This window comes from Weizmannia acidilactici (assembly GCF_008974185.1).
Lineage (GTDB): Bacteria > Bacillota > Bacilli > Bacillales > Bacillaceae_C > Weizmannia > Weizmannia acidilactici.
This window is the reverse complement of record NZ_BKZP01000058.1, coordinates 1-7,411: the sequence shown is the minus strand read 5'-3', so window position 1 is coordinate 7,411 and position 7,411 is coordinate 1. Positions and strand designations below refer to the sequence as shown.

Here is a 7,411-nt window from a genome sequence, read left to right as displayed (position 1 = left end):
ACTATCAATATTAAGAGTGATTGATTGGCTCATACCTTTTTCTTTATCAATGTTAATTGTCGCTCCTGTTAAAGGAAGTGCCTTATGAAGAGTATAATTTCTTAATTCTTGAACGAATTTTGACACTGGTACATTACTGAAATGTTCCTCTATTTTTTCATTGTAATCATTTTCGAATTCTGTTCCTTCGTATTCCTCTTGGTAAAATATACGAGTATGATCTACTAAGGATTTAACCGAAACAAGAAAATTATGAAGTAATCTAGTTATTTCACCCAAAAAAGCATTAAATGATTCTCTGTTATCACGTACCATCAATTGTAGCGCTAAATCCTGATCGCTTTCATATTTAGAAAGGAGTTTATTTAATTCTTCATAATTTCTTCGAAAAACTGTATAACTAAGTTGTAAATTATCTATTTTATTAATAATTCTCCATCCTTCACTCGACTCTATTTCTTGTATCCCTTTCATATATCATCCATCAATTATTTCCTCCTTTTCATCGAAAATACTCGACAGAAAAGGAGATTATCCTTCTTTTGACCTACTGCACTGTTGTATCAGGGCTGGTTGTTGAATTCTCGGCAGGAATCGAACTTATAGTACAAAAAGCTTGATATATAAAGCTTTAGAAGCATTTTAAAAAACCTTGATGCAAAATAAATGCAAAATTATTTTGCCTCTGCAAAAGTGAGTATCTGGATATTTATCCCGGCCAGCCACTTTTGCAGTTTTTTTGACAAAATTTTTGCGGAACCGCTTTTCCAATTTACATGATAATGATAATATATAAGCAAAAAAGTATTAGGGGGATTTTATTTTGCTATTAAAAATTTTAGGGTGGTTAGTAATTATTTTTAGTGCGTTTATAATATTAGCGCTATTAAAAAATTCAAGATTGGTTTAATCATTGTGTTTTTATTGGTCATTGGATTTGTCGGCTATCCATTGACAAAGGCGGGATCCGGTAGTAAACATGCTGCTGCTCATCCAAAAACACTAAAACAAAAGATAACTTTATCCTTGCGCTCCTCCGCCCGTTCCTTTATTCGAAATCTGGCAACGGAAGAAGATTTAAAGGAACTCGAAAAACTGATTGTGGAAAGAAGAAACAATTCTTAAAGAACTGTTTGTCTACACATCCCGAAATTTTTTCGGGATTTTTTTATTTTATTTGCAAAAAAACGCTCTGGAATATTAACAGAAAGATAAAGAAATGAACTAAAGGAGGAAACGGAAATGTTCAAAACGAAAAATGAGCGGATGATTCCACGATAGTAAAGCCGCTTGGCAGTTGTGCGATGCAAAGGAATACTTTGTCAAGCACAGTATTTTCAAGAAACATGGTATTTTCATAGATTTCGTCAACTTTTTCTTGCGTCACTCTGATTTCGCTCATTTGTCATCCCCTAATACAACCGGTCCGTATCCTTGAATGGGACCTTCGGCAGAAACAAATGCGTTTCCGTTCCCATCGTAAGTACGATTCACGAATTTTTCAGGCTCGTATTTTTTGAAATAGCTCAATTCACTAAGTGGAACGAAAGCGAGTGTTACACCAAATTTCATGAAGTACACACCGATTTCATCAACTGTGACACTTGTCACTTCGTCAACTTCAAATCCCCCATCTTTGGTTTTCACATCGTATTTCATGCCTTATCCCTCATTCTTCGTTTTATAGACAAAATAAAAAGCACCCACTAATTTGGATGCTTATTTTATCTATTCAATTTGTTCAGATACCACAAAGATGATTCCTTTAACTTGATATTTCATAGCTTGCCTATTTTGAGTATATAGGAATATTCACATTGCTTGTATATCTTTAATCTGATCCAATGTGAAAGTAAATCCATATCCTTTAGTCGTATTTTGTTGATCTTTTGGTATTAAATCAACATTTTCAATTAAATTATCATCATCTAATTCTGGAACATAATTAGTAAGAAAGCCTTCATACCGTTTTCCGTTACTATCGGTTAGTATTACTTGCTTCTCCAAATATGGCTTTATTTGCATAAGTTTCAAAATCAACCATCTCCCTTTGTCGGGAAAATATGGACTCCTGTCTTTGAATACCGTATATCAAACACACTGGTTAAAATATGATTTCCTTCTATATCTACATAATACCCTATTTTTTGTTCGTTGTTAAGAATTGTTTCTTTATTAGCGAACTTTAAACCATTCAACCATATTCTTCCTGTTCCAGCATATTTTTTTACTAATTTTTGAGCTTCTTCTTGTGAAATTATAATGTAACTCAGACCATGAATTCCTTTTTTCTCCAGTTTATTTTTATATGCTTCATATGATGGATTACCGTAAATGTGCCGTGCTTGTTTTTCGGGATTAATATTAGTTGTAATTACTCCATTTTTAATTTTATTTCTAATCTCTTTTTTTACTTGTCAATTGTTGATATGTTTCTTCCGCGTTCCGTTTAGTCATTAAACCTATTTGTTCCCGGTCATACCGACGTGTCCTGCCAGTGTCGTTGATAAACGCCCGCATATCCGCCTGCTGTTCTCGTACTTTCTGTTTTGCTTTCAGCGCACCTTCTTTATCGCCAATTTCCTCCATCATCATCTGTTCACGCTTAGCCGCTCTAATTCTGCGTTCTAGCGCTCGCTGTTTCTGCGATTCAATATATGCCTGTTTATTTTTCTCGTGGTCAACCAGATGATAAGTCTTCTTGCTTACCCCATCAATGTACGGAAAAATTTCATGACGGCAATTGATGCCGAGCAATCCACCGGGTGTACCGTAACCGGTTTTGCTCAGTGGCGGAAACTTGTTGCTCTTTCCTGAGATCGAAAAAATATGCCCTTGAAATGGTTCATGTGACGGCCGGCTGCCCATGTGCGAACTGACTTCAACCAGGTCAACGCCGTATTCTTGAGCACGGCCCAACTGCATTTCGTTGGCGACATTTCCTACCAATGTCCTTACTACCATGTTCATATACGCTTCTGTGCTCCATTGCCTTCCCGCCTTATCAACCAGTGCCGGAATACCTTTTTCTGCCCATTGCTTTGCGGCGTCTGACATGGTCTGAAATGGCGTTTGTGCGCCCGTCAATGTCTTTCCTACCGTTGTGCTTAAAATATTGATATAAGCCTGCTGTGACTGCTGCAGCATGGTTGTATTGACCATGTTAAAGGTTTGTTTTGCCTGCGCCTGAAATGCGGATAAGATATTTTCAAGCGATTTGCTATTTTCCAATGCACCCGGCGGTTCAACAAGTTTCCCTTGTCTCACTGCTTCTTGCAAGTCGTTTTCAAACTCTCCTGCTGCCAAGTAGCCAGCTTCTTTCAGGGCCTTTGATATCTCATCAATGGCTTTGCCGCTATTCTTCGCAATCGTAATGATATTGGCTTGTATGAGTGCTCCAAGCAAACCTAGCTGCTGCGCCTGCCATGTGTGAATGTTTTCCGGCGTGAGCAAAGATTGATTCTTTTTAAGGCACTTAGCGACATTCAAAAAGATTTGTTCTTCGATTGCCAAATACACCTCTATGGTCGGTACTGAAATTTGCTGTTGCTTGAGTGGATCCATGATTATCAACACTCATTGATTGTGCGATATAAATTTTCATACGAACAAACAATGTTTGAGAATTCTGTCAAGTTCTCATTATCAATACGTTGGCTTGCTTTTTGCTTTATTAAGTCGCCAATAGCCTCTAACACTTCTTGAGCCTCTTCTTCTAATTGCTTTTTGCTTTTCATAGTTATCCACCACCTTCTTGATTAGTACCGAACAGATCTATCGCCGCAGCCGTCGCTGTTGCGGATTCCTGCTGGATTTCCTCAAGCCATTTACGCGCTTCTTCTTCTGGTAAGTCGAAAATGCGCATGATCGCTTTCACCTTCGGCATGAGACCCTGTGCTACCAATCCGCTGTAATAAGTCGCGTTTGCCTGCCTGTCTTCTGCAATCGAGTCGTCAAAGTCGACTGTCACTTCGATTTTTGGCATGGCCGGAAGTTCTCCATAAACCACAAGCAGCTGCAGAATGACCTCAATCAGTTCCTTTATGCCTGCTTCAATCAGTGTTTCATGGCTGTTTTTCATCCGGAATGTTTTACTGTTCTCGGAGATTACTTGCGTTGCCGTTTGTACGCTGGCCCCGCCTGTAAAAGCCGTAATACATCATATTACAAAATGGAACGTGAACAACCACCTTACGAATATGAATACAAACCTGTTTTCAAAAAGGAAATTGCTGCTGCAAAAAGGGGTGCAACTGGATGTTCAGTTTTTCTATTAGCTATTATTATTTTAACATCAATACCAATTATTTTTTTTAGGGGGGATTTACAACGCAAACCACAAACTGGACCGTGATAAAGATGGCATTGCTTGTGAGGAGATAAGGAAGCCCCCCCCCGTGGGCTTTTCCTTAAACCATTATGAAAGCAGATGATAAAGTGGATTTTAATACAATAAATGAACTAATATCCTGCTTAAAAAGAATCATAGAAAAAAATAATCCAATCGAACTCCCTTAAAAAGGGGATTATAAAAAAATAGAACTGAAAAGTAGCTCTTTTTATTTCTGGGTTGATACCAATCGAAAAGGCAGGAAAAAGCTGCAATGTACTTTCCAATTAAGGGAGCAACAACATAAGGAAAGCCCTCTACTGAGACTAGATATTATTGTACAAGATCACCCGAATCCACCAGGCTACTTTCCTCTGGCAAATCAGGTGATACCGTGCCCTCATTTACATATTGCGCATCCTGATTACGGAGACAGTATTGCATATCCCCTAGATGACAATTATGCTAAAATGTATCTGACGGAAGAAGAATTGAAAGAAATTACTGTTATTTTGAGGAAGTTTTTAGAAAGATGTAATGTCGGGAATATTAATGACTATAATTATGAATATCAGGCAGAATTATTTTAGCGAACTGGAGGTGTGTATCAATGATTGATGAGTTACTAAGAACATACAATGAATGGAATCAAAAGAAAATTGCATTTGAGAATTTTGATTCATTTATTGCTATCACTACTCCTTTTGTTGATATGCACCACGATTATATTCAGTTATTTTTATCTAAGGAAAAAAATCAGTACATCATATCTGACGATGGCTACACTATAAATGAACTGAGCATACTCGGCGTTGATATTAAGAGTTCAAAAAAAAAAGAAAAGAATTTTTTAATATTACATTGAAAACATTTGGAGTTAATTTTAATCCTAATACTGAAGAACTTTTTTCTACTTTTGACAATGTGAATGACTATCCAGAAGCGCAACATCGATTAATTCAATGTGTCTTAAGAATTTCAGATATGCTTTTAACTTCAAGAAACACCGTCATCAGCATTTTTACAGAAGAAATATCAAACTTCTTCTTAGAAAATGGTGTTTTCTTTAGCGAAGGCCCAAGCTATGTAGGAATTTCAGGAAAAACAAACCACTTTGATTTTGCTCTCCCACGATCTAAAACAAGGAATGAAAAATTAATAAAAGCAATTAATTCTCCTTCTGGCGATAGCTATGTTGAACCATTGTTCTCATGGCTTGATATTAAAGATGCTAGGAAAAATTCTGAATTACTGATCATTGCCAATGACACCAATAAACCACTGTCAGATAGTTTTTTAGGTCCTTTTAAAAACTATTCTGTAGATGTTTTGGAATGGTCAAAAAGGCAAGAATGGGTAACAAATTTAAAGGTCATATAAATTCAAAAGTGAAAATTTTACATGCCCCTCGAGGGCTTTTTCTTAGAACTTTAAACAGAACATACATTCCAAGAACAAATATTCTTTAAAGGGGGGTAAGTTCGATGGAAGACAAAAACAAAAAAGATCCAGAGCAAAAAACCGCACCAATCCCCGTATTGTCAAAAATACATATTGTAAACGGCCGTATGATTGCCTTGGCGGAAAGAGTAGTTGATACGCCGGTCTAATTGCTTGAAGAGGAGGATCACATTTAAAATTAATATGTATTTCTATCCCTATTGACCAATACTACAGAATTTTAAATGCTGATCATGTGGTCAAAAAATGTGGTCGAAAGGAGATTGGTTATGGCTTACTTTCAAAAGGTGCCGGCTAAAAATAAACAGGGTTACAAATGGAAATGCACTGAGGATGGGCCACGTGATCCTATAACAGGAAAACGTAGACAAGTAACCAGAAGAGCAGATACAAAAAAAGAAGCACAGCAAAAAGTAAATGAAGCAATGGAAGAACTTAAGCGCAAGGATAAATTGGAAGTCGATGAAGATACCTTGAATATAACTGTATCTGATTTATTTAAACGTTGGTTCGAACTTATAATGAAAAGGAAAATCAAAGAAACCACGCTTCGCGAGTACAATAATGCCGTCAATTTTCGAATAATTCCTGTATTAGGAAACTATAAGGTAATACAACTCACACCTATTTTGCTTCAAAAATTCATAAACGACCTGTCAGATGAAGGCTTGTCATCTCGATATGTTGAATACATCAACACTATTTTGTATGGTTGCTTAGAAACAGCAAGGAAATGGAAAATCATTAATTCAAATCCATTAATTGACGTTGAAAGACCGCGGCCGAGAAGATCAGAACAAAAAACATGGTCATTAAATGAAATGAATCAATTCTTAGAGGTTGCAAAAATTTATGATCTAAGAACATTCGCGATAGTAAGTACAGCTTTAAAAACAGGGGCTAGGCGTGGGGAAATACTTGCACTACAATGGTCAGATATAAACTTTGAAGAACAAACAATAAAAATAGAAAAAACTTTGATTTACGATAAAGATGGCTATCGCTTCGGTACTCCAAAGTCCGAAGCATCAAATCGAGTAATAAAAGTTGGGGAATCACTGATTAAAGATTTAAAGGAATGGAAAGTCCAGCAAACAAAAATAAAAATGGCGTTTAGAAACAGTTATAATGATGAACTTAATCTTGTCTTTACTACAAAATTAGGTAAGCCTGTCTTTCCGAGATCCTTAACATCTGATTTTAATAAAATAATCAAATTAGCCAACGTTACCAAGATAAGGTTCCACGACCTAAGACATACACATGCAACAATATGTCTTGAGTCAGGAATGCCTCTAAAAGAACTGCAAGTAAGATTGGGACACAGCAGCATAAAAACCACCGGAGACGTCTATGCACATGTGACCGAAAAAATGGCTGAAAAATCCGTTGATCTATTTGAAAAATACATTACAAAATATAAATTGGCAAGGTATGTGGTCAAAATGTGGTCAATGTGAACATACCTTGCCTTCAAACCCTTTTATTTCAAGGATAAAGGCACGACACACTCCACATGTGTAGAATGCTGACTGTAGATAATTCATATCGAGAGAAGTGGAATTCACCTGATACAAAGTTTGATATTTTTCCCAGTGATTTACCCTGAAAATTAACATA

The 7,411-nt window shown here is 36.5% G+C and carries 13 protein-coding genes and 2 pseudogenes; 7 read left to right on the top strand and 8 right to left on the bottom strand.

The window, feature by feature from the left end:
• From BpJC4_RS15320 to BpJC4_RS15290, 8 genes and pseudogenes are all read right to left on the bottom strand, one after another.
• Positions 1–474: pseudogene (locus BpJC4_RS15320) on the bottom strand (hypothetical protein); the annotation flags it as partial.
• Positions 475–1,246: 772 nt separating this feature from the next.
• The gene (locus BpJC4_RS16265) at positions 1,247–1,402 is read right to left on the bottom strand and encodes a hypothetical protein (RefSeq protein ID WP_172968332.1); all 156 of its coding nucleotides are present in this window, start codon (positions 1,400–1,402) and stop codon (positions 1,247–1,249) included.
• Complete coding sequence (locus BpJC4_RS15310; RefSeq protein WP_151698166.1) at positions 1,399–1,659, bottom strand: hypothetical protein; 261 nt, start codon at positions 1,657–1,659, stop codon at positions 1,399–1,401. Before BpJC4_RS15310 ends, BpJC4_RS16265 begins: the two co-directional genes overlap by 4 nt.
• 153 nt (positions 1,660–1,812) lie before the next feature.
• Positions 1,813–2,034 (bottom strand): hypothetical protein, encoded by a 222-nt coding sequence (locus tag BpJC4_RS15305; protein WP_151698165.1) that lies wholly within the window; start codon positions 2,032–2,034, stop codon positions 1,813–1,815.
• Positions 2,035–2,036: 2 nt separating this feature from the next.
• Entirely contained in the window at positions 2,037–2,363 is a 327-nt protein-coding gene (locus BpJC4_RS17225) for a polymorphic toxin type 50 domain-containing protein (protein ID WP_371862314.1), read from the bottom strand.
• 34 nt (positions 2,364–2,397) lie between these two features.
• The gene (locus tag BpJC4_RS15295) at positions 2,398–3,564 is read right to left on the bottom strand and encodes a phage minor capsid protein (protein WP_308690686.1); all 1,167 of its coding nucleotides are present in this window, start codon (positions 3,562–3,564) and stop codon (positions 2,398–2,400) included.
• Between the two features lie 5 nt (positions 3,565–3,569).
• On the bottom strand, positions 3,570–3,737 hold the full coding sequence (locus BpJC4_RS16260) for a hypothetical protein (protein WP_172968328.1): 168 nt from the start codon (positions 3,735–3,737) through the stop codon (positions 3,570–3,572).
• 2 nt (positions 3,738–3,739) lie between these two features.
• Positions 3,740–4,156, bottom strand: a complete 417-nt coding sequence (locus BpJC4_RS15290; protein WP_151698164.1) for a phage portal protein — start codon at positions 4,154–4,156, stop codon at positions 3,740–3,742.
• Between the two features lie 15 nt (positions 4,157–4,171).
• Here BpJC4_RS15290 and BpJC4_RS17220 point away from each other — a divergent pair, with 15 nt between their 5' ends.
• From BpJC4_RS17220 to BpJC4_RS15270, 7 genes and pseudogenes are all read left to right on the top strand, one after another.
• The gene (locus tag BpJC4_RS17220; RefSeq protein WP_172968380.1) at positions 4,172–4,354 is read left to right on the top strand and encodes a hypothetical protein; all 183 of its coding nucleotides are present in this window, start codon (positions 4,172–4,174) and stop codon (positions 4,352–4,354) included.
• Entirely contained in the window at positions 4,323–4,433 is a 111-nt protein-coding gene (locus tag BpJC4_RS17215; RefSeq protein WP_151681968.1) for an excalibur calcium-binding domain-containing protein, read from the top strand. The genes BpJC4_RS17220 and BpJC4_RS17215 overlap by 32 nt, the downstream gene beginning before the upstream one ends.
• A gap of 100 nt (positions 4,434–4,533) precedes the next feature.
• Positions 4,534–4,920: pseudogene (locus tag BpJC4_RS17210) on the top strand (DUF6978 family protein); the annotation flags it as partial.
• Positions 4,921–4,940: 20 nt separating this feature from the next.
• Positions 4,941–5,195, top strand: a complete 255-nt coding sequence (locus tag BpJC4_RS15280) for a DUF1828 domain-containing protein (RefSeq protein WP_151698163.1) — start codon at positions 4,941–4,943, stop codon at positions 5,193–5,195.
• A complete protein-coding gene (locus tag BpJC4_RS15275; RefSeq protein WP_151681964.1) occupies positions 5,192–5,710 on the top strand; it encodes a DUF1829 domain-containing protein in 519 nt (172 codons plus the stop codon). Before BpJC4_RS15280 ends, BpJC4_RS15275 begins: the two co-directional genes overlap by 4 nt.
• Before the next feature lie 104 nt (positions 5,711–5,814).
• Positions 5,815–5,940 (top strand): hypothetical protein, encoded by a 126-nt coding sequence (locus BpJC4_RS16875; RefSeq protein WP_259370071.1) that lies wholly within the window; start codon positions 5,815–5,817, stop codon positions 5,938–5,940.
• 120 nt (positions 5,941–6,060) lie between these two features.
• Complete coding sequence (locus tag BpJC4_RS15270) at positions 6,061–7,251, top strand: tyrosine-type recombinase/integrase (RefSeq protein ID WP_151698162.1); 1,191 nt, start codon at positions 6,061–6,063, stop codon at positions 7,249–7,251.
• Positions 7,252–7,411: the final 160 nt, after the last annotated feature.

Coding starts and splice junctions, on each gene's coding strand:
- BpJC4_RS16265 (WP_172968332.1), bottom strand. CDS start 1,402: ATGAGCGAAATCAGAGTGACGCAAGAAAAAGTTGACGAAATCTATGAA.
- BpJC4_RS15310 (WP_151698166.1), bottom strand. CDS start 1,659: ATGAAATACGATGTGAAAACCAAAGATGGGGGATTTGAAGTTGACGAA.
- BpJC4_RS15295 (WP_308690686.1), bottom strand. CDS start 3,564: ATGGATCCACTCAAGCAACAGCAAATTTCAGTACCGACCATAGAGGTG.
- BpJC4_RS16260 (WP_172968328.1), bottom strand. CDS start 3,737: ATGAAAAGCAAAAAGCAATTAGAAGAAGAGGCTCAAGAAGTGTTAGAG.
- BpJC4_RS17220 (WP_172968380.1), top strand. CDS start 4,172: ATGGAACGTGAACAACCACCTTACGAATATGAATACAAACCTGTTTTC.
- BpJC4_RS15280 (WP_151698163.1), top strand. CDS start 4,941: ATGATTGATGAGTTACTAAGAACATACAATGAATGGAATCAAAAGAAA.
- BpJC4_RS16875 (WP_259370071.1), top strand. CDS start 5,815: ATGGAAGACAAAAACAAAAAAGATCCAGAGCAAAAAACCGCACCAATC.
- BpJC4_RS15270 (WP_151698162.1), top strand. CDS start 6,061: ATGGCTTACTTTCAAAAGGTGCCGGCTAAAAATAAACAGGGTTACAAA.